22 protein-coding genes are annotated in these 19,983 nt (G+C 66.4%); 13 read left to right on the top strand and 9 right to left on the bottom strand.

Translation table 11 applies throughout. The features are described from left to right. The first annotated feature begins 89 nt into the window (after window positions 1-89). From J3476_RS07950 to J3476_RS07915, 8 genes are all read left to right on the top strand, one after another. Entirely contained in the window at window positions 90-1,475 is a 1,386-nt protein-coding gene (locus J3476_RS07950) for a wax ester/triacylglycerol synthase family O-acyltransferase (protein ID WP_207065954.1), read from the top strand. Between the two features lie 66 nt (window positions 1,476-1,541). Continuing rightward, window positions 1,542-3,044: a serine/threonine-protein kinase gene (locus tag J3476_RS07945; protein WP_207065953.1), complete on the top strand. Its 1,503-nt coding sequence runs from the start codon at window positions 1,542-1,544 to the stop codon at window positions 3,042-3,044. A 73-nt stretch (window positions 3,045-3,117) separates the two neighbouring features. Further along, window positions 3,118-3,927, top strand: a complete 810-nt coding sequence (locus J3476_RS07940) for a DUF1206 domain-containing protein (protein ID WP_207065952.1) — start codon at window positions 3,118-3,120, stop codon at window positions 3,925-3,927. 147 nt (window positions 3,928-4,074) lie between these two features. After that, window positions 4,075-4,920: an EspA/EspE family type VII secretion system effector gene (locus J3476_RS07935; RefSeq protein WP_207065951.1), complete on the top strand. Its 846-nt coding sequence runs from the start codon at window positions 4,075-4,077 to the stop codon at window positions 4,918-4,920. A 53-nt stretch (window positions 4,921-4,973) separates the two neighbouring features. Continuing rightward, window positions 4,974-5,267 carry an ESX-1 secretion-associated protein gene (locus J3476_RS07930; RefSeq protein WP_207065950.1) on the top strand — a complete coding sequence of 98 codons (294 nt, stop codon included), beginning with the start codon at window positions 4,974-4,976 and terminating at the stop codon, window positions 5,265-5,267. 12 nt (window positions 5,268-5,279) lie between these two features. Beyond that, the gene (locus tag J3476_RS07925; RefSeq protein WP_207065949.1) at window positions 5,280-5,786 is read left to right on the top strand and encodes a hypothetical protein; all 507 of its coding nucleotides are present in this window, start codon (window positions 5,280-5,282) and stop codon (window positions 5,784-5,786) included. Window positions 5,787-6,285: 499 nt separating this feature from the next. Continuing rightward, window positions 6,286-7,176 (top strand): hypothetical protein, encoded by an 891-nt coding sequence (locus tag J3476_RS07920; RefSeq protein ID WP_207065948.1) that lies wholly within the window; start codon window positions 6,286-6,288, stop codon window positions 7,174-7,176. A 260-nt stretch (window positions 7,177-7,436) separates the two neighbouring features. After that, window positions 7,437-8,621 carry a hypothetical protein gene (locus tag J3476_RS07915; protein ID WP_207065947.1) on the top strand — a complete coding sequence of 395 codons (1,185 nt, stop codon included), beginning with the start codon at window positions 7,437-7,439 and terminating at the stop codon, window positions 8,619-8,621. A gap of 9 nt (window positions 8,622-8,630) precedes the next feature. On the opposite strand, the gene J3476_RS07910 is transcribed toward J3476_RS07915, so the two are convergent. Further along, complete coding sequence (locus J3476_RS07910) at window positions 8,631-9,572, bottom strand: SDR family oxidoreductase (protein WP_207065946.1); 942 nt, start codon at window positions 9,570-9,572, stop codon at window positions 8,631-8,633. Window positions 9,573-9,673: 101 nt separating this feature from the next. On the opposite strand from J3476_RS07910, the gene J3476_RS07905 reads away from it, so the two are divergent. Then, window positions 9,674-10,474 carry a helix-turn-helix transcriptional regulator gene (locus J3476_RS07905; protein ID WP_207065945.1) on the top strand — a complete coding sequence of 267 codons (801 nt, stop codon included), beginning with the start codon at window positions 9,674-9,676 and terminating at the stop codon, window positions 10,472-10,474. A gap of 4 nt (window positions 10,475-10,478) precedes the next feature. Here the strand turns inward: J3476_RS07905 and J3476_RS07900 are convergent, their stop codons facing one another. From J3476_RS07900 to J3476_RS07890, 3 genes are all read right to left on the bottom strand, one after another. Beyond that, window positions 10,479-11,339, bottom strand: a complete 861-nt coding sequence (locus tag J3476_RS07900; RefSeq protein WP_207065944.1) for a helix-turn-helix transcriptional regulator — start codon at window positions 11,337-11,339, stop codon at window positions 10,479-10,481. Between the two features lie 161 nt (window positions 11,340-11,500). Continuing rightward, window positions 11,501-11,680, bottom strand: coding sequence for a hypothetical protein (locus tag J3476_RS07895; RefSeq protein ID WP_207065943.1), 180 nt, complete (start codon window positions 11,678-11,680; stop codon window positions 11,501-11,503). Then, window positions 11,677-11,817, bottom strand: coding sequence for a hypothetical protein (locus J3476_RS07890; RefSeq protein ID WP_207065942.1), 141 nt, complete (start codon window positions 11,815-11,817; stop codon window positions 11,677-11,679). The genes J3476_RS07895 and J3476_RS07890 overlap by 4 nt, the downstream gene beginning before the upstream one ends. 238 nt (window positions 11,818-12,055) lie before the next feature. On the opposite strand from J3476_RS07890, the gene J3476_RS07885 reads away from it, so the two are divergent. Further along, window positions 12,056-12,640 (top strand): DUF3159 domain-containing protein, encoded by a 585-nt coding sequence (locus J3476_RS07885; RefSeq protein ID WP_207065941.1) that lies wholly within the window; start codon window positions 12,056-12,058, stop codon window positions 12,638-12,640. A gap of 73 nt (window positions 12,641-12,713) precedes the next feature. On the opposite strand, the gene J3476_RS07880 is transcribed toward J3476_RS07885, so the two are convergent. Both J3476_RS07880 and J3476_RS07875 read right to left on the bottom strand, forming a co-directional pair. Continuing rightward, window positions 12,714-13,187 (bottom strand): DUF4262 domain-containing protein, encoded by a 474-nt coding sequence (locus J3476_RS07880; protein WP_207065940.1) that lies wholly within the window; start codon window positions 13,185-13,187, stop codon window positions 12,714-12,716. A 491-nt stretch (window positions 13,188-13,678) separates the two neighbouring features. Further along, the gene (locus tag J3476_RS07875) at window positions 13,679-13,927 is read right to left on the bottom strand and encodes a type II toxin-antitoxin system prevent-host-death family antitoxin (protein ID WP_207065939.1); all 249 of its coding nucleotides are present in this window, start codon (window positions 13,925-13,927) and stop codon (window positions 13,679-13,681) included. 41 nt (window positions 13,928-13,968) lie between these two features. On the opposite strand from J3476_RS07875, the gene J3476_RS07870 reads away from it, so the two are divergent. From J3476_RS07870 to J3476_RS07860, 3 genes are all read left to right on the top strand, one after another. Then, the gene (locus J3476_RS07870) at window positions 13,969-14,958 is read left to right on the top strand and encodes an ERCC4 domain-containing protein (RefSeq protein ID WP_207065938.1); all 990 of its coding nucleotides are present in this window, start codon (window positions 13,969-13,971) and stop codon (window positions 14,956-14,958) included. Window positions 14,959-15,232: 274 nt separating this feature from the next. After that, on the top strand, window positions 15,233-16,513 hold the full coding sequence (locus tag J3476_RS07865; RefSeq protein ID WP_286182733.1) for a hypothetical protein: 1,281 nt from the start codon (window positions 15,233-15,235) through the stop codon (window positions 16,511-16,513). Beyond that, window positions 16,501-17,286 carry a hypothetical protein gene (locus J3476_RS07860; RefSeq protein ID WP_207065937.1) on the top strand — a complete coding sequence of 262 codons (786 nt, stop codon included), beginning with the start codon at window positions 16,501-16,503 and terminating at the stop codon, window positions 17,284-17,286. The genes J3476_RS07865 and J3476_RS07860 overlap by 13 nt, the downstream gene beginning before the upstream one ends. Before the next feature lie 4 nt (window positions 17,287-17,290). On the opposite strand, the gene J3476_RS07855 is transcribed toward J3476_RS07860, so the two are convergent. The 3 genes from J3476_RS07855 to J3476_RS07845 all read right to left on the bottom strand — a co-directional run bounded on the left by J3476_RS07855 (window position 17,291) and on the right by J3476_RS07845 (window position 19,841). Continuing rightward, the gene (locus J3476_RS07855; protein ID WP_207065936.1) at window positions 17,291-17,635 is read right to left on the bottom strand and encodes a hypothetical protein; all 345 of its coding nucleotides are present in this window, start codon (window positions 17,633-17,635) and stop codon (window positions 17,291-17,293) included. A gap of 199 nt (window positions 17,636-17,834) precedes the next feature. Beyond that, a complete protein-coding gene (locus J3476_RS07850) occupies window positions 17,835-19,499 on the bottom strand; it encodes an SLC13 family permease (protein WP_207065935.1) in 1,665 nt (554 codons plus the stop codon). A gap of 30 nt (window positions 19,500-19,529) precedes the next feature. Further along, complete coding sequence (locus tag J3476_RS07845; RefSeq protein ID WP_207065934.1) at window positions 19,530-19,841, bottom strand: DUF732 domain-containing protein; 312 nt, start codon at window positions 19,839-19,841, stop codon at window positions 19,530-19,532. Between the last annotated feature and the right edge of the window lie 142 nt (window positions 19,842-19,983).

Raw genomic sequence — 19,983 nt, 5'->3', positions numbered from 1 at the left:
TCCACTCGAACTTTTCCGCGCTGGTTTCAGTGTCAACGATCAGGGAAGTCACAGTTTGGGTGAAGTGTGACTTCGGGTACAGGCCGGACATGGAACGGCTGAGTGGTCTGGACGCGGGCATGTTGTACAGCGAGTCGACCACGGTGCCGTTGCACGTGTGCTCGGTCATGGAGCTCGACCCGTCGACGATGTCCGGTGGCTACTCGTTCGCCAAGTTCTGTGCCGAGGTGGAGAAGCGCGTCCCGGCGGTGCCGGAGTTTCGCTGCAAGCTCGCCGACAACGACTTCAACCTCGACCATCCGGTGTGGGTGGAGGACGAGGAGTTCGAGCTGTCCCGCCACCTCAACCGGGTTGCGCTGCCCTCACCGGGCGGACGTCAGGAACTGTCCGAGGTGTGCGGCCACATCGCGTCGGTGCCGCTGGATCGCAGCAAGCCGCTGTGGGAGATGTGGGTGATCGAGGGCCTGGGCGGCTCGGCGGCCGAGGACGGCGGCGACGTGGTGTTGATGATCAAGGTGCATCACGCCGCAGTCGACGGGGTGTCGGCGGCCAACCTGCTCGACAAGCTGTGTGACATCGAGCCCAACGCCGCCACCCCGGAACCGGTCGACGGCCCCGGCGCGGTCCCGGCGTGGGCGATCGCCGCGGACGGGCTGTGGCGCTTCGTCACGCTGCCCTGGCAGCTGACCAGGGCGGTTCCGGTCGCCGCGTCGATGGTTGCCAAGACGGTGGGACGGGTGGTGAGCGGCAAATCGATGGCGGCCCCGTTCTCGGCGCCGACGACGCGCTTCAACGGCACGCTCACCGCGGAGCGCACCATCGCCACCGTCCAGCTCGACCTCGACGACGTCAAGACGGCGAAGAACCAGTGCGACGCCAAGGTCAACGACGTCGTCATGGCGTTGTGCGCCGGCGCGCTGCGCGGCTATCTGGCCGACCACGGCGAACTCCCCGACAAGCCCCTGATCGCGATGGTGCCTTCGTCGGTGCAGGGCCAGTCGGACCGGCCGGGCCGCAACCAGCTCTCCGGCATGTTCTGCAACCTGCAGACCCACATCGAGGATCCGGTGCAGCGCCTGCACGCCATCGCCGAATCGAATCGGCACGCCAAGGAACACAGCGCCTCGCTGGGCCCGACGTTGCTGCTGGATCTGGCGCAGAGCATCTCGCGGGGAGCGTTCGGCGCGATGATGGGCCTGATGTCCCGCTCGCCGCTGGGCAACACCGCGATCCACAACGTCATCGTCTCGAATGTGCCCGGCCCGCCGATGACGCTCTACAGTGGTGGGGCCGAGGTCAAGGGCCTGTATCCGCTGGGGCCGATCTTTCCCGGCTCGGGGCTGAACATCACCGTGGTCTCGGTGGCCGACAAACTCAACGTCGGCATCATCTCCTGCCCGCAGCTCGCCGACGATCTGTGGGACCTGGCCGACCGGTTCAAGTCCGAGTTGAGTGACCTGCTCGCCCGTTGCTGATCTTTAGGCGCCGCGGGAATCGGGAAGCCTAGACCGCGGCCGAGGTCAGCGACGGAAGGATCGAGTGTGGGCTCCCCGAAGAGCGGTTCGCGGCTGGGCACCCGGTTCGGGCCCTACCAGCTGCAGTCGGTGATCGGGGTCGGCGGCATGGGCGAGGTGTACCGCGCCTACGACACCGCCCGCGAGCGCATGGTCGCGATCAAGCTGCTGCGCCCCGAGATGGCCGCCGACCACAGCTTCCAGCAGCGCTTCCGCCGGGAGTCGAAGGTGGCGGCCCGCCTGCAGGAGCCGCACGTGATCCCGGTGCACGACTTCGGCGAGATCGACGGCGTGCTCTACATCGACATGCGGCTGGTCGAGGGCGACAGCCTGGCGTCGCTGTTGCGGCAGGTCGGTGCGTTGGCGCCGGGGCGGGCGGTGTCGATCGTCCGCCAGGTCGCCGCGGCGCTCGACGACGCGCACACCAACGGCCTGGTGCACCGCGACATCAAGCCGGAGAACGTGCTGCTTACCGCCGACGACTTCGCCTACCTGGTGGACTTCGGCATCGCGCACGGCGGCGGGGAGGCGTCGGTGACGTCGACGGGCCTGGTGGTCGGGTCGAGCGCGTACATGGCGCCAGAGCGGTTCGGCGGCGACCGGGGCGGCCCCGCCTCGGACGTGTACTCGCTGGCGTGCCTGCTGTACGAATGCCTGACGGGCCGGGCGCCGTTTGACTCGGCGGACCTGCGAGAAGTGATGGGGGCGCACATGTTCGCGCCGCCGCCGCGGCCGAGCATCATGCGGCGCGGGATCAGCCGGGCGTTCGACGACGTCGTCGCGCGCGGCATGGCGAAGAATCCCCAGGAGCGCTACCGCACGGCCGGGGAACTGGCGCGAGCCGCCGCCGCCGCGGTGGACGGCGAGGTGGCGGCTTCGGCGGCTCCCGTCGCACCGGTGACGCCGCCGTCGACGCGGCAGTTCTCGCAGGCCTATCCGAACCCGTCGGGTGCCGGTTACGCGCCGTACCCACCTGCGCCGCCGGCGCCGACGCGCCCGTCGCGGCGGGCCGGACGGGGGCAGATCGCTTTGATCGTCGGGACCATCGTGATGTTCACCGCGGCCGTCATCCTGGCGCTCGTGCTGGTGTCCTCGGGTGACTCGGATCCGTCGCCTCGGATCGCGGCGCCGCCACCGTCGTCGTCCGCGCCCTCGTCATCGGCAGCGCCGTCGGAAGCGCCGTCCTCGTCCGCCCCGGCGATTGAGGGCGTATCCGGAACGGATGCACAGGGTTTCGTCGGGCACACGGCGCGCTGCGACGCCGGTGACGCGCCGGCGGCGATGATCCGGACGTCGCTGTCGCTGGCGATCATCTGCGAGGACGGCGACGACTTCTACTACCGCGGGGAGCGGTTGCGCGACGGCGCGAACCGGGAGATCCAGAACGTGCGGCGCTCCGGGGACGGGTTCGTCGCGGTCGGCCCGGACGACGGCGCACGCTATGACGTGCAGCCCGACCGGCTGACGATCTCGAGTAACGGTTCCGTGGACTCTGCCGAGCCGGCGCTCGAGTACGGCTCGGCGCGATGAGCATCGCGTCGAGACCGCGCCCACCGCGGCGTCTACTCGCACTTTCCCGCGCTCAGCGCAGTACGAACGCGCCATGAGTTTCAAGGGGGCGGTGAACTGGGCGACAGGCAGCCGCACGGTGGAGGTCATCGCGCGGTCCGGCTACCCCGTCAACGGGGTGCTGCATCTGCTGATCGCCTACATCATCGTGCGCATCGCGTTCGGCTTCCGCGGCGAAGCCGACCAGACCGGCGCGTTGGCGACGCTGGCTGATCAGCGGGGCGGGGAGTCGTCGCTGTGGATCGTCGCGGCGGGGCTGCTGGCTCTGGCGATGTGGCGGCTGGCCGAGACGGTGATCGGGCTGCACCCCGGTGAGCACAGCCATGCGCATCTGCGGGAGTCGCCGCTTGTCAATCGGCTCAAGGCTTTCGGTCTGGCGCTGCTTTACCTGGGTCTGTCGTTCACCGCGGCGCAGTTCGCGCTGGGAGTCGGCCGGCAAGGCAGCGAGCGGGCGGTGGGTCTGAGTGCGCGGCTGATGCGCACCGAGGGCGGCAATCTCGTGCTGGTGGCCGTCGGCGCGGTGATCGCCGCCATCGGCGCCTACCTGGTCTACAAGGGGGCGATGAAGAAGTTCCTGCGTGATCTCACGGTGCGGGGCGGGCTGCTGATCACCGTGCTGGGCATGTGCGGGCACATCGGGGAGGGGATCGTGCTGTTCGCCGCCGGGGCGTCGGTCATCGGGGCGCCGTTCCTGCGGGATCCGAGCAAGGCCGCCGGGCTGGACGCCGCGGTCAAGACCGTCGGGCACACCCAGTTCGGCAGGACCCTGTTGCTGTTCGCCGCGGTGGGGTTCGCGGCCTACGGGCTGTACAGCTTCGCGCTGACCCGCTACTCGCGCATGTAGCCCGGCGTTGAGACCTCGCGTTGAGACTGCAGCCAGCGCGGCCGTTACTCGCACTTTCCCGACGTGGGTGCAGTCTCGACGCAGGAATTGGTGTGCGGAGGGGTTCTGGCGCTGTCTTATGCTGATCGCCGAGGGGGTGTGTCCAGCGTGAGTCTGCTCGGGGAAGCGCTCGATTTGCTGCGCAAGTACGGCGACGTCGTCGGCATCGACTGGGAGAAAGGGCCCAGCATCCTGGACCGGACTCTCGGTCCAGCCGTCACCAATCTGGCAGGCTCGCCGATACTCGCGGCGGCGCAACTGACCATCCAGGGCATGAAGGCGACGACGGGCTCCGGGGAGCCGGAAGACGGCAAGGCGTTCGAGAAATCCGCGGACCTCTACGAGGAGGCCGGGAACCTGCTGATCGATGCGGCGCCGGTCGAGGACCGGTGGGACGGTACCGCGGCCGACACCTACGAAGCGAAGAATGGAGAGCATCGCCGCCTCACACTCGAGGTTGCCGCGGCTGAGAAGGAGATGCGCCAGGCATTGAGCGGGCTGGCGGTCCAGGTCAGGTCGACACGTAGGGACCTACAGGACGCCATCGACTTCCTGTCCGATTACGACACATCGACATCGTGGATGAACTTCATTCCCGGTGGCGCCGCAGTCAAGGCGGCGTCCGATGCTGCGGTGGCTGCGACGCAACTCGGTGTGGCGCAGGCATCCATGGCGAAGTTGGTGGCCGAGTCGGTCTCTGTGGCGCAGAGTATGCAAACGCCGTTGGGCAGGTACGACAGTGCAGCAGCTCAGAAGATGCTTGACGCCGAACCGGACCCCGGTGACGACAAAGCCGACAGATTTCCCTGCGGGGAACCATTCGGCGACGAGAGGACCGACGGTCGATTGCCCGATCGCGCCGAAAATGATGAGTCGTTCACGCCCCCTGAACCGATGGGTCCGCCGGTGGAGTATCCGCCCGCGACGCCCTACGGCACACCTGTGCCTCGCTGAGGCCAGAAGACGAGGAGAAGCAATCAATGACCTACCTGGCACAGAATCTGCGGGTGCTCACCGAGCACATCGACGAACTCGCCGCGAAGCAGGACACTGCGGCGGGTGATCTGAAGATTGCGGGCGAGACGGTCAACGACCTGGCATCGAGTGTGTGGTCGACTCACGGGGTGGTGTGCGCGGCCAGCAACATGGCGGTCGATGCCGTCGAGACCGCACGGGATGCGGCGGATGGTGTGCTCTGGCGGATGTCGCACGATCTCTCCGTACGGCTGCGGATGGCCTCGTCGAATTACAACAACGCCGACTGGCGGGCGCGGAAGGACATCGATTCATGTGGGTTGTGAGCGTGGATGTCGATGCGCCCTGACGCCCCTTGGGACGACGGTGACGAGGCCGACCTGCCATTTGGGACGGACGGCATCGGTTTGGACGGGGTCGCAACCTACCCGATTGAACACAACGAGTTCGCAAGCGAAGACGATTGGAGTAGAGCCGCTGGATATGCCGTTGCCGACCAGCCGGAGCTTCGTCTCGATGTTTCGTTCACGGTGTCGAATCCGTCCGGAACACTGTCGGCATCTGCTGGAATCGGCGGTCGCCTCCAGCGCATTGACCTGACCGGCGTGTCGCGCCTCAACGAGGTGCAGCTGGGCGAGGAGATTCTGGAGATGGCCTCACTTGCAAGCGCGAAGGCGCGGTCCGCGCAACATGAAGTGACCGTCGAATTAATGCGCGGTCTTGGGCAGGACGGGGCCGGCGTGAGTGCGCTTCTCGAGCACTCGGTTGGCCTACCGACGTACGAGTCCACCAATGTCCGCATCGCCGAGGTCATCTCTGCTCGCTATCGGACATATGACGACTGACGGCCAGAGAGCGAATCGACGTTCTCGGCGTCGCGGATTCTTCGTCGGCGCCGTCATATTGGCGGTGATCGCGGTCCTGGCGATTCTCGTCTTCACTTGGTGGCTCCCCACGTACCGCATGGACTCTGCCCGGACCTCTTGGCAGCCGCCGCCACAGGCCGTGTTCACGGAGTCGATGCGGGAACAACCGGTCCCCGGGTGGCGGGTCGGTCTTTCTGAGCTGGGCCTACCTGCCCCCGACGGTCAGTTTGCGGTCAGTAACGGAGAGCGGCGTCTGAGGCCGTTCGTAGGCAACGTCGGACCCAACGCCTACTTCGTCGCACGTAGCGGTGCACCAAACAATTCGCAGTGGTGGCTGACTGGAGTGGATACCCGCGACGGTCGATCGCTCTTCGCCGCGGTGCCGCTGGGTGTTTCACGCTCCCAGCCGTACTGCCTCCTCAACGGGCCCGAGGAGGTCCTCTGTGTCAGTCGGTTTTCGCCCTCAGTATCAGCGTGGGTGGTCGACGCGAACTCAGGGGCCCTGAAGTACAGCGGTCCAAGTGATCTCGGAGAGTTCCAAGTCGATCAGGTCGGAATGTACGCCGTCGCCAGAAAGCAGAATGAGGGTGTGTACGGCATCGGTTCAGGCGCGGAAACCACGTGGTTCGTGCCGGGTGACGGGTCGGTCAGAAAGGTTGACGCTTCGCGACCGGCGGTATCAGCACAACCACTTACGGCACAGCTCGAGGTGAACCCGAGAACCTATATCTTCACTGTCTTCTCGGTCGCTGACGGCAAGGTGATCGAACCTGAGATCGACGGTGGCTACACACTCGGGAAGCCGTTCTTTTACTCCGGTGGATTTGTCGCGGAGGTGAGCGACCCTGACGGAATACCCTCTGAAATCGTATTCTTCGACGACAGTGGAACACGGTTGAACAGTTATGAAGGCAAGGGTAAACCCGGCGACAGTCCGGTCGATCTTCCGGTGATCGGACCCACTTCGGACGATCGCAATACGGTGTTCACGACCGAAGGACAGCCATTGATCGAAGTCCCCGGCGGAACTCTGCATCTCGTCGAGACCACGCTGATGGTGGATACCGGCAACAGCCGAGATTTTCCTGAGCTGCAGCTATACAACATGCGGGACGGGACCTCCGAAGGGTCGGTGTGCGACTACCTGATGCACAACTACATCGGCACTGACGGATCGATACTGGTGTTCGAAGTTCACAACCCGAGTGCCGAGGTTCTAGCGACCGCAAGCGATCTTCACTCCTGTGAGCGGTTGTGGACGTTGCCGAAGCGAGTCGATTCGCTGGACCGCATCTGGAACATCGACGGCACTCTGGTGCAATTGGCGGAAGAGGGAACTGAACTGATCTCTCTGGTGTCGCCGGGATAGTGGTGGTAGGACGCAGCGGTGAGGCAACGCAGTCAGGTGCAGCGGCTGGCCTGACAACCAACACCGACCGTCGTCGACGCCGAGTCATGGTCGGCGTTGTATTGCTGCTTGGTGTAACGGTAACGGCGACCCTGGCCATCACGTGGTGGGTCCCGGCCTACCGGCTCAACACAGCCCGCGCTTCGTGGCAGCCTCCACCGGAAGCGGCGATATCCTCACCGATGCGTGAACAGCCAGTGCCTGGCTGGCGCACGGATCCGGTGAAGCTGGGCCTGCCCGGCGCCGGCGACAGTCGAATCGCAGTGAGCGGTGATCCATTCGGTCCCCGACCATTCGGCGGCTCGGTCGAGAACAGGGCGTACTTTCTGGCCCACAGCACATCCGGCGATCAGGTGCAATGGTGGTTGGTGGGCCTGGATGCCTCGACCGGTGGTGCACTGTTCGACGCGGTGCCGTTCAGCGAAGACGAACGCCCTCCGCAGTGCTTTCTCAACGGCCCAACTGACGTCTTGTGCTTAGGCCGCTCTCCAGTTCCGTCTGCAGCAGTGATTGACGCGCAATCCGGTGTGATGAAATACCGCGGCCCTACAGACCTTCGCGCCCTTGACGGCGGCCAGTCGGTCAAACAAGTCGGTATCTATGCCGTTGCGATCGACCAAGATCAGGGTGTCTTCGGTATCGGTCCACGAGCCGAGACCACATGGTTCGTGCCGGGCAACGGGTCGATACGCGTCTCGCAGGCAATGCGGTCGAGGGATTCGTGGCAGACGCTCACCGCGCAGCTCGAAGCCAACCCTCGAACATATCGATCGACCGTTTTCTCAGTTGCGGACGGCAAAGTCATTGAACCCGAGATCGGCGAGGGTTACACACTCGGGAAGGTGGCTTTCTATACCGGCGGCTTCGCAGCTGAAGTGAACGAGCCCAACGGGGTTTCCGCTGAGTTGGCGTTCTTCGACGAGTCCGGGAAGCGTCTGAGCGGAAACGACAGCTACAGCGCGCCCGACGACGGCTCGATTGATCTGCCTGTTGTCTCATCGGAGCGCGACGACGAGACGGTCGTGTTCTCCGCCGATGGCCGGAAACTGCTCGAGGCCCGATCCGGCGCTGTGGCTCTGGTCGGGACCACTCTGATGGTCAATATGACTGACAGTCAGGAATTCCCCGAGTGGCAGCAGTACAGCATGCGAGACGGTGCAGCCGGTCCGGTCTGCAACTTCCCGATGGACGACTATGTCGGCCACCACGACTCCACCCTGGTGTTCGAGTTCAGCTACGTCCAAGGTGAGGTCCTGCTGGCGGCCCGAGATCTCAACTCCTGCGACCGGTTGTGGACGATTCCGAAAGAAGTCGATTCACTGGACCGCATCTGGCGTATCGACGGCACCCTGGTGCAGCTGACCAATGAGGGCACCGAACTCAGATCGCTGGTGGCGCCGGACTGACCACACCGCTCAGCGCTGCGCGAACTGCAGGCCGATGAGCTGCTCGGAGACACTCCACAGCCGGGCCGCATCAGCGACCGAACGCGCCGGGCGGTACACCTCCTGTTCGGCGGGGGCACCTCGTAGATGTTGGAATCCGCTGGGTCCGTAGAACTTGCCGCCTTCGGCGTCGGGATGGGTGGCGGCGTACAAAGCGGGCAGCAGGCCTTGGTCGACGGTCTGTGGTCCGACGCCGATCCGGGCCAGAATCCTGATCACCCGGACGTTGAGGGTGTCTTTGGTGCGGCCCATGTGCGGTTGCGCGGCCAGGAGGTTGGTGGCGGTCACCCCGGGATGGGAGACGTTGCTGGTGATGCCCCAGCCGGCGGTCTGGCTGCGACGGTCCAGTTCCAGCCCGAACATCAGGCTGGCGATCTTGGACTGACTGTAGGCCTTCATCGACGTCCAGGACTTCTCGAAGTTCAGGTCATCCCAGTTGATGGCGTTGCCGCGGGCGGCGATGCTCGACTGCGTCGTCACCCGGGCGTTGCCCGCGCTCAGCAGCGGCATCAACCGGGCCGTGAGCGCGAAGTGACCGAGATGGTTCGTGCCCCACTGCAGTTCGAATCCGTCGACGGTGGTCTGCCGGCGCGGCGGGTCCATCACCCCGGCATTGTTGATCAGAAGGTTGATCGGCCGTCCCTCGGCCAGCAGCTGTCCGGCGAGGTCAGCCACCGACTGCAGCGACGCGAGATCCAGCGCCCGCAGGTGCAGCTGCGCGTCGGGCACCGCGGCCCGGATCTGCTCGACGGCCCGTTGGCCCTTGTCAGGGTTGCGCACCGGCATGATGACTTCGGCTCCGGCGGCGGCGAGCCGCCCCGCCAGACCGAGGCCGACGCCGTCGCTTGCTCCGGTGACCACGGCCAGGTTCCCGTGCAAGTCTGGTACATCCACTGTGGCTTTGCGTTTCATGGCCTCCACTGTGGCCCACAACCCGAGGCGCATTCAGGGACTGTCGATCCGTTGATGCCCAAAGCCTTCCTGCGTCCGCGCGACCGGTAGAGGATCGGTTGATGGCCGACCACGCCCGGGTAGCGGAGCTGCTACGCGACCGCCGCCAGGTGCTACAACCCGAAGATGTGGGGCTGCCGCGGGGACGGCGCCGGCGCACGTCCGGATTGCGTCGCGACGAGGTCGCCGCGCTGTGTTCGATCTCGACCGTCCACTATGCGCGGCTGGAACGTCGATGCGGGCCGCGCCCGTCTCCGGCGACACTGGCCAGCCTGGCCCGCGCGCTGCGATTCACCCGTGCGACGCGTGATGAACTGTTCAGTGCGGCCGGATACGACGACGGGCCCATGCACGTATGCCCTGGAGTGATGCACATGCTGGGTCGGCTCACCGACGTCGCAGCCCTCGCGGTGGATCCGCTCGGCGAGGTGCTGGCTCAGACTCCGCCGGCCCGGGCGCTGTTCGGCGACCACACCGCCTGCACCGGCTGGTCGCGCAGCGGCTACTACCGGTGGTTCACCGACCCGGCCGCGCGTCGACACTACCCGGCCGACGAACAGCCGCTGATCAGTGCCGAGATCGTCGCCGATCTTCAGCGCCAACACGGAAGCGCCGCAGCGGCTCTCGTCCAACAGCTGCGTGGCCTCGACGAGTTCGACGAACTTTGGCGCCAGCCCGGGGATATCGCGCCCGCCCGGCGCGCCCGGGTGGTGTGCCCGCACGTCGGCGTGGTCGACCTCGACCGCGAGGTGCTGACTGCCGACGGTGGGCTGCGCGTGGTGCTCTATCTGGCTCGTCCGGGCTCGGACAGCGAATCCCGGCTGGCGCTGGCGTCGGTGGTCGGGCTGCAGCGGTTCGGCTGATCCGTCAGGCGTGCGCGTCGACCGGGACGTCGCGCAGGTAGGACTGCGGGTCGGCGCCCAGCGCGGCCAGTTTGGCGTGGCTGGAGGAGCCGGGCTCGGCGGTGAACACCAGCATGGTGTGCAGCTGGGTGGGGTCGTGCAGTATCTGGCACTGCACCTCCAGGAGGCCGAGCTTCGGATGGAGCAGCCGCTTCTCGTTCTCGTGGGCCATGCCGACGATGTGCAGCTCCCACAGTTCGGCGAACTCGGCGCTGCGCTCCAGCAGGTCGTCGACGATCTCGGCCGCTCGGGACCCGGCGCCGTCGCGTGCGTAGCCCATCCGGGCAGCGGCGACGTAGTTGCGTCCGATAGCCGGGTGGTCCTCGGCCGGGTAGAGCTCGCGGGAGGTGTCGTCGGTGAACCAGCGGTAGGCCACACAGCGTGCGTGGCCCTCAAAGGAGGTCTGGTCGCCGAGCAGCGCCCGGGCGGCGGGCGTCTGCACCAGCGTGTCGCCGAGGGCGGACATCACCTGTGCCGGGGTGTCGGCGAGCCGGTCGAGGATGCGCATGGTGGCCTGGCTGACCTGTTCGCCGACGAGGGTCCGGGCGGGAGCGTTGTGCCCGGCCAGCCGGAACAGGTGGTCGCGTTCATCCAGCGACAACCGCAGCGCCCGAGCCAACGACCCCAGCACCTCGACGGACGGCTGCGGGCCGCGCTGCTGCTCCATCCGGCAGTAGTAGTCGGTCGAGATCACCGCCAGCGAGGCCACTTCCTCCCTGCGCAACCCGGCGGTGCGCCGCCGTTGGCCGGCGGGCAGCCCGACGTCCTCGGGGCGCAGGGCTTCGCGGCGAGTCCGCAGGAAGTCGGCCAACTGTCGCTGATCCATCAGCCCAGTGTCCCCGCGGTTGTGCGGGCGTGCCAGGGATCGTCGGACCCCCTATGGTCGCCGCGGTCGCCGCGGTCGCCGCGGTCGCCGCGGTCGCCGCGGTCGCCGCGCCTGCAGGACATAGGCGGGCGGCAGGTGGCACCAGACGGTCTGGCCGACGGTCACCTCCGCGAACCGTTCGCCCAGCAGGGCGCGCGGAACCGCTGCGCTTGGGGCAGGTGCTGGGCGTGCAGGTACGCGAAGGTGGCGAACACACTGTCGGGGGAGAGCGTCGCCGTCACCGCGTCGGTCAGCCGTCGCTGCAGTGCGGGGCCGAACGACGCCCACGGCAGGCTGCTCACCACGACGTCGCGGCGGCCAGGCGCGGCGAGCTGGGGGCGACCGCCCCGATGCGGGTCGGTTCGCGCAGCCACTGCTGCAGGAAGATCAGTTCGCCGCGGGTCGGCTCGCGTCGCGGCGCCGTCGGGGTTGTTCGCATGACGGCGAGTCTGTCTGCGGGCTGAGCTGGCTGCCAGGGCGTGTCGATCCCTGGATGACTGCGACCTTGCTGGGCGGACGCCGCGGTGGCGATGGTGGGGCATCGACAACGAACCGGCAAGGGAGATACCCACAATGGCAGAACACAGGCTCCGGGGTGGGCTGACGCGCAGTCGGGAGACGCTGTCGGCGTTGATCGCGTCGCCGCAGACACCGATTCTTGAACTGATTGGCGGGCGGTGTTCGACGCTGTCGCGCCGAATCTGCTTTTGCTGGTGGTGTATCTGGTGATGGTCGATCTGGTCGCGGCGACGATGTCAGCGTTGGCGATGGCGGTGCTGATGGTGTTGGCGCGGGCGGTGGCAGGACAGCCGGTCGCGCCGGCCGTCGGTGGGCTGCTCCTGGTGGCGATGTCCGCGCTGATGGCGTTGGCCGGTGGCGACGGAGGAGATGTCTTCCTGCCGGATCTGATCCAGACCGGTGTATTCAGCGCGATCATGCTGGTGTCCATCGTGATTCGTCGGCCCTTGATCGGGATGATCCTGGGTCCGGTGGTGTCCGGGCGCAACTGGCGGACCGATCCGGCGTTGCTGCGCGGGTATGACTGGGCGACGGCGTTGATGGCCGCCGCGGCGGCGATCCGCACGGTGTCGAAGCTGCCGTTCTACTTCGCCGACGACGTGGTGGGGTTGAGCATCGCCGACCTGGTCGCCGGGGTGCCGCTGGCCGTCGTCACAACCTACTTTCAGATTCGGGTGTTGCGGCGGGCCTATGCCGTCGCGGAGGCGATGGTCCCGGCGCCGCAGCCCGTCCCCGTGCGGTGAATCCCGTTCAGACAGCGCGCAAGGCGGGGCCTACCCGAACTTTCCGGCCTTGGTTGCGGCGCCAACGGTGCCGCTACGCTGGCTTCGAGCCGCGGACGCCGAGAACCGGTTGTCGGCGTCGGCCGTGGCCCCACCCGCGATCCCACGGCCACCGGCCCCGGTCGTCGGCCCACACGAGTTGGTAGGCGTGCACGTCCGGACCGCCGAGTCTGATGGCGAATGTCAGGTGGACGTCCGGGTGCTCGACCTCAACCACCTCGAGCAGGAACCTTCCCCCGCAGTCGATGTGCTCGGCCGGCCGAAGAACCATACCGTCGTCGACCATTCCCTGACCGATGACGTTCAGCAGCTTCGCTGAGGTCTGCGCCGGCAGACCCGTCACCAACAACTCCGGCAGACCCCTCTCATGCAGACCGACGGTGTAGGCGAACGGCCTCTTGTCACATTCGACGAACTGCACTGCCCATCGGTGATCTTCGATTGTCTTTCGCAGGACGTCCACGTAGTCGTCGGTGGTCTTATCCGGGTGATCGCACTGCCAGCACATGGCCTCCCCTTCATGTCGTGGTTGTGGCCCAGCGTGCACGCACCCACCGACAGAACGAGTTCTCACCACCCGCCGTCAGCGGGAGACCGAGGAATCCTCACACCGCCACGACGCGAATCAGGTCCGCCAAGCCCTGGAAGTCGTCCGGGTTGCGGCTGTAGAGGTCCAGGCCGTTGGCGTGTGCGGTCGCGGCGATGAGCAGATCCGCGAAGCGGCTGCGCGGTTTTCGGCCAGCGCTGATCGCGGCCGCTACGATCAGGCCGTACCTGCGACTTGCTCTGCCGTTAAACGGAATTGGCTCGAGTAGCGACTCGACCTCTTGCAGCCGGGACTGGCGTTTGGCTGCCTCGGCCGGTGTGGTGGAGCAGTGGACCGGCCGTCAGCTCAGTGGCGGTGATGGCGGAAATCGCAATGTCGTCCGGCAGCTTGTCGGCGATTGACGGGTCGTGCCGGTCAGCCACCACCGAGGTGTCGAGCAGTCCTGCCGCCATCTACAGGCTCTGATCGACGGCGTTATCGAGGTCGCGACGAAATTCTTCCGGGTCGGTCCGGACCCCCATGCCAGCGTTGCGCGACAGGTCCTGGCTTCTGATGAACGTCTTCCGAACAGGCTGAATGGGACGAATCTCGGCCACCGGCTCCCCGTTGCGGGTGACGATGAAAGTCTCGCCTCCGGCCACCGCATCCATGACCTTGGCATTTTGGTTACGTAGCTCCCGCTGCGAGATGAATCGCACCATGCGGCCCAACATAGCGCGCCAATTCAGGCAGACTCGTGGCCGTGGCCGAGCTGTTGATCGCGCTCAACCCGGATGAGGGCTCCCGGCTGCCCTACCTGCTGCGTGTTCCGCTGCCCGGCGGCGACCTCGTGTTTCGGACTTCAGGGACGTGGCCGAGGGTCAAGGCGCTGTACTGCCACCCAGTCGGTCTGCATGAGTGGCCCCCTGATGCCGAGATCGTCGAACGGCTCCCGCTGCGGTCCTGCCAGCGCCGCGGTGCCGCCATCGATGTGATCGCGCAGCGAGCCCGGGAGAACCGCTCCCAACTGGTGTTCACCACCGCGCGGGGTCGCGACGCGGTGTTCTGGCAGGCGCCGCGCACCCGCAAGCAGGCGCGTCCGAACGTGCGCACCCCCACCGCCCGCGCGCACAGTATCGCTGAACTGGAGATCCTCGTCGACGCGCACGAGCGCTACCCGTATCGGTTCAGCACCCAGCAGGTCTCCACCGTGCGGCGGGCGCTGCCTTGCGGAGACTACGGCGTGCTCGTCGACGGCGAATTGGTCGCCAGTGTGGAACGCAAATCGCTGGCCGATCTGGTCGGCAGCCTCACCGGCGGCAAGCTGCGCTACCAGGTCGCCGATCTGGCCGCGCTGCCGCGCGCGGCGGTTGTGGTGGAGGACCGCTACTCACAGCTGTTCAAGCTCGACCGCGTCCGGCCCGCAGTGATCGCAGACGGGCTGGCGGAACTGCAGATCCGCTGGCCCAACGTGGCTATCGTATTCTGCGAGACTCGTCCTCTCGCTGAAGAATGGACCTACCGGTTCCTCGCCGCCGCCCATGACTGGTCCAGTACTGAAACCGCTGCGCTGCAGCGTATGTTGTCACCCAGAATCGATATCGCCCCCGTGACCGACACCGCCGCAGCGCCGGAACCCAGCACCGCCGAGGTCCGCTCCTGGGCACGTGCTGCCGGTCTGGATGTACCCGACCGTGGGCGGCTGCGCCCCGACATCTGGCAAGCGTGGCGCGACGCCAACACCTCGGGCTGACTACGAACTGTGTTCATACTGCAGCCAGCGCGACCTCCACTCGAACTTTCCCGCCCTGAGCGCAGCGCCAATATCAATCGGGTGCTTCGGCCCGCGCTACCGCCAGCCCGAGCCCATCCGCTCAGAAGGCGAGTCCTCGGCATCTGGTGCGCCGTGACGCTCGGTAGCTAGGGGACAATCAACTACCGTGCTGCCCTCCCGACCGACGCTGCAGAGCTGGAACCCGGACGCATTGACTGTGGGAGGTGGTGCAGTGCAATCGGGCGGTGAGTCCGTGGGCTCCGCCGTTTCGGGGATCGACGATGCGGTCAACCGGCTGCCAGAAACCGGCGGATGGTCCGGAGCCGCCCACGAGGCGGCGAACGAAATGTTCGGTCGTGCCGATGCCGCAGCCCAGCGGTTCGCCGCCTACACGACGGCGGTGGCGGCCGTGCTCAGGGATGGCGCCGGCGCGCTCGGCGGCGCCCGCGCGGCCCTGCTGACGAAGACTGATCGGGTTGACGCCGGTCCCCTCAACGTCACCGATCAATGGGTGGTGCTGATCGACCCGGTAATGGTGTCAGAGGACGAGATGGCCACACTGCGGGCGCTGGCACTGGATGAGCAGTGCGAGATCAACCGCCTCCTGATCGCTGTCGGCGACGCCGATGACGCGACCGCCAACGCGATCGTGGCGGCAGGCAGGAAGAACGGTCTCGTAGGGCAAAGTCCGCACGATCTCGGCCGCCTACTGCTACCGACGGCGCAGCGTCCAGCCGATGAGGTTCCCGATCCCCGCAACCCCGTTGGCATGATGGCGCAGGAATCCGTGAGGTCGGCTGATCAGCAGCAGCACATTCGCGAGGTCCAGTATTCGGTGAATGAGTACGGCGAGGAGGTGACGACGGTGATCAAACAGGACGGAAGCAAGGCGGTCACTACCGAGATGGATCCGTTCGAGTACCCCAGCAAGCAGAACTTTTACATGATGGAGGAGTTCGACGAGAAGGGGAATTTCATTGCCAGGACCAGCTCGTGGCACGACATGGGCAATGACTGCGACTACACCACGATCACGTATGCCGACGGCTCGCACCTGACGATGTCGATGGATTCGACCGGCAACCGGTCCGCCGGTTACACCACCGCCGAAGGCCGGCACAGCGCCGTTCCCGTCGAACTGATCGACAACCTTTCCATCGCTACCACCACCGGAATGGGCGGGCTCGAGAAGCACGTCGCCCGCGGCGGCACGCTGCCGATGCTCACCACCGAATCGTTCGACAACATCGGCAAGACGATGAAATTCGGCGGTCCCGCACTGACCGCAGCCACCACCGTCTTCGACATGGTGATGGCGGAATCGAGCAAGGACCGTTGTATCGCCCTGGTCGCCGGTGTCGCCGGCGGCGGTGGGGGCTGGGGCGGCGTCGAATTGGGCGCGGCAGCGGGCACTCTGGGCGGTCCATTCGCCCCGGTCACCGTACCGGCCGGTGCCATCATCCTCGGCGGGATCGGGGCCTTCGGTGGAGTCGAGTTGGGCAAGTTCATCGGTGATGTCGTATGCCCGAACTGAGACTCCCCGAGCCGGAGAACTGGGCACAAACCGGCAAAGTCGCACTCTCGGTGAAAGTCGTTTTGGCCGTCGCGTTCTGCTACGTGGTCATCAGAGGGCTGGTGGCTGTATGGGAGGGCAGCTACCTCACCGCGATTGTTTGGTGGGCGACGTTGGGAACGCCGTTTTTGTTGGTGGCCGCATACCTGGCCGTGGCGGTGGGCGGGGCGCGGCAGCGTGTATCGAGCGACTCGTCCGGGTTGACTTTCCGGCCGGACAAACGCCTCAGCGTGGCCTACTTCGTGGTGATGGCCGTGCTGGTACCGGCGGCAGCGCTGTTCGCTGTGCTGTTGTCGCGCGGTGAGCTCCACGTTTCCACAACTCGTGGCATGCAGATCGCGGTGTCAGTGGCCTTTTGGGCACTCGCCCTGCTCGCTGTTGTGGCACTGGCCGCCGGAATACGCCGTGGCGGCTCCGGTTATCTCAAGTTCACGCCGACGAGGATCGAGATCGCCGATGTTCTCAAGACGCGTGTAGTGCAGTGGAATGACGTCGTCGATGTGCGCGATGCCGCGTCCATCACCAAGGCGAATCAAGGCGGAAAGGCGGTGGTGCTGTGCTTGCGCGAGGGCACGGAGGAAGTGGTGAGCGGCCTTCCCCTCTACGTTACGAAAGGTGCAGCGCTGTACTGGCTGGTGCGTCACTACTGGAAACATCCCGAACACCGTGACGAACTGATCGATAGCCGAGCGCCACGGCGTCTGGCCGAGGGGGACTTCGACCTGTCCGCCTGACGATCTACTCGAAGCGGTTCCCGTACCGCCGTGGCTCGATGTGAGTTTCTTGGCTGGAGCCCTGGGTATTCGGTGATGCTGTCATTCGATGCCGTGCGCGCTTCGGAAGGTCGGAGGGCCGCTCGGGCAGGCCGTTCCGTGGATGGCCGAACCACCAGATGGAATCGTCGTCGCCGGGGCGGCGGAAAGACGTCGAGGGTTGGTTCTCCTCGAAGTCCACCAGGTAGTAGTACCGGGCAGCCTCGTCGTCGTTCGTCCACGGACCGGGATCGACGACCGATTCGGTGGTGTCTCGGGCCAGCCCCCAGGTCCGGTCCGACGGCGGCGCGGTGTAGACGACGTACAGCATCGGTCCGGCGGTCCAGGCGTGCGAGACAAGATACGGTCCGCGCCCTTCGGCGTTGGCCTTTTTCGATGCGCTGCAGCAGTTTTTACAACACTGCTTCGGCAAAATCCGCGTCGGCCGACGACCCTGTCGCTACGTCCATGCCTCGTTCATACCGCACTCACGGTGGCCCCACTCGCACTTCTCCACCGTGGGCGCGGCCTCAACGCAAGGAAAGTAGCCCCCAGCCCACTAGGAACGCAGTCACCACGCAGACCAGGATCAGTGGGACACCGAAGCGCACGAACGTCGCGGTGGAGTAACCGCCGGGTTTCATCACCATCAGGTTGGACTGGTGGCTGAACGGGTTGATGAACGTGAACGAGATGCAGGTGCCGATCAGCGTCAGCAACAGGATCGGGTCCAGGCCGGTGGTGTCGGCGACGGTCAGCGCGACGGGGGTGAGGATGGCCGCGGCGGCGGCGTTGGACACGACGTTGGTCAAGATGGTGGTGCCGACGGCGATCACGAGGACGACGAGCGCGGCGCTGCCGGTGGACAGCGACAGGATCGCCGAGGAGATGATGTCGCCGAGGCCGCTGTTGACGACGATGACGCCCAGGCCGACGGAGCCGGCGATGATCGCCAGGATGTTCCAGTTCAGGGCGCGTACCGCCGAGCGCGGGGTCAGCACGCCGGTGACGACCATGAGGGTGGCGCCGGTGACGGCGATCAGTTCGATGGGAGCCAGGTTGAGCGCGGCGGAGGTGACGACGGCCAGCAGGATGAGCAGCGCGATCCAGGTTTTGCGGGTCTGCGGGGCCTTGCCGGCGACCTTCTGCCACAGCCCGACGAGCGGGTTGTCGGCGAGCTTCTCGACCGAGCGGGCGGTGACGAGGCACATCTCGCCGGGTCGGGCGGGGGCGTCGCGCAGCAGCTTGGTGGTCTGGGCGGCGATGACCTCGATGTTGTCGTCGACCTCGAGGTCGCGCACGGACTTCTGCTCGTCGGTGGAGATGGACACCATGTACAGGTCCTGGGGTGCCTGGCCGAAGCGGGGGCTGGCCCACAGCGTGCGGACCCCGGATTCGGTGGCGCGGTAGATCAGCACGTCGTCGGCCTGCATCGGTTCGTCGGCGTCGACGGCTTCACCCCAGCGCTGTATCTCGAGCAGCTCGAAGTCGGGTGTAGTGGCCACACCGAGGGAAGCGGCGGTGCGCCCGACGGCGTTGGAGCCTCGAGCGACGGGAATCTCGGCCCGCCACTCCAGTTTCCGTTCCTTGTGTTCGGTGGCGCCGCGCAGCATCCGTGGGGCGAGCAGGAACAGCACCGCCCAGCCGACCAGGGCGACCGGGACGGCGATGGGCACGAAGCTGAACATGGTTAGCTCGACGCCGGCCGGGTCGGCGATGCCGGCGATCAGCAGGTTGGAGCTGGTGCCGATCAGAGTGGCCGAACCGGCCAGCGTGGTGGCGTGCGCGATGGGCAGCAGCACGCCGCGGGCCGGGACGCCGGACTGGCGTTCGAGTTCCTTGGCGGCGGGAATGAGCATCGCGACGATCGGGGTGGTGTTGATGAGCGCTGACGCGACGCCGACGGGCGGGACGAGCCGGGCGAGCGTCTGGGTGGCGGTGGTGACTCCGTTGAGTAGGCGGTAGGTGACGCGGGTGATGACGCCCGTGTAGAGCACACCCTTGGCGATGACGAGCATGGCGGCGATGGTGATGACGCCACCGTTGGACAACCCGGCGAACAGCTCGGCCGGGGTGGCGATGCCGGCCAAACCGGCGACGACCAGCGCGCAGATCAGCGCCAGCACCGCGGGCTGGCGGCCGGTGGTCATGACGATCAACGTCACGACGACGATCACCGCGGCCAGGATGGTCATGGGAAGAAGGTAGCGGGAGCGTGGTCGCGTTCAAGCCGGCGGACAGTAGGTCATATAGGCGAGCACGACGTAGTCGCCAGCGCCTTTGCGGTCGAACGACGGGTTGTCGCTGAGGACGAAGTCGACGATTCGGGCAGGCGGGACACCGAGGTCGAGCTGTCGGCAGACGCCGTGCGCGTACATGACGGTCGCATAGGGATTCGACGTGGTGATACCAACGCTCTGAAGCCTGTTGAGGAAGGCCGCGTCCTGGGGCTGCGCGGCCGCGGCGGGAGCCAGGATCAGCGTGGAGGTCACTGCGGCCCCGGCGGCGACGCCAAGTCCGGCGCTCAGCGGATTCATGCGGTTTCCCAACTGTCGAACGCAGTGTGTGGCACGCGCGCTGTATTCGCTCTAGTTGTAGCAGCGCCCGCGGGCCTCGACTACGGGAAAACGAGGATCAGATCGTTGCGTCTCAGGCGCAACCGATACGTGAGTGGTGAGA

It is taken from the genome of Mycobacterium sp. PO1, from assembly GCF_017312405.1.
Taxonomy (GTDB): Bacteria; Actinomycetota; Actinomycetes; order Mycobacteriales; family Mycobacteriaceae; genus Mycobacterium.
The sequence above is the reverse complement of the archived record's forward strand: the minus strand, read 5'-3'. Positions and strand labels throughout refer to the sequence as shown.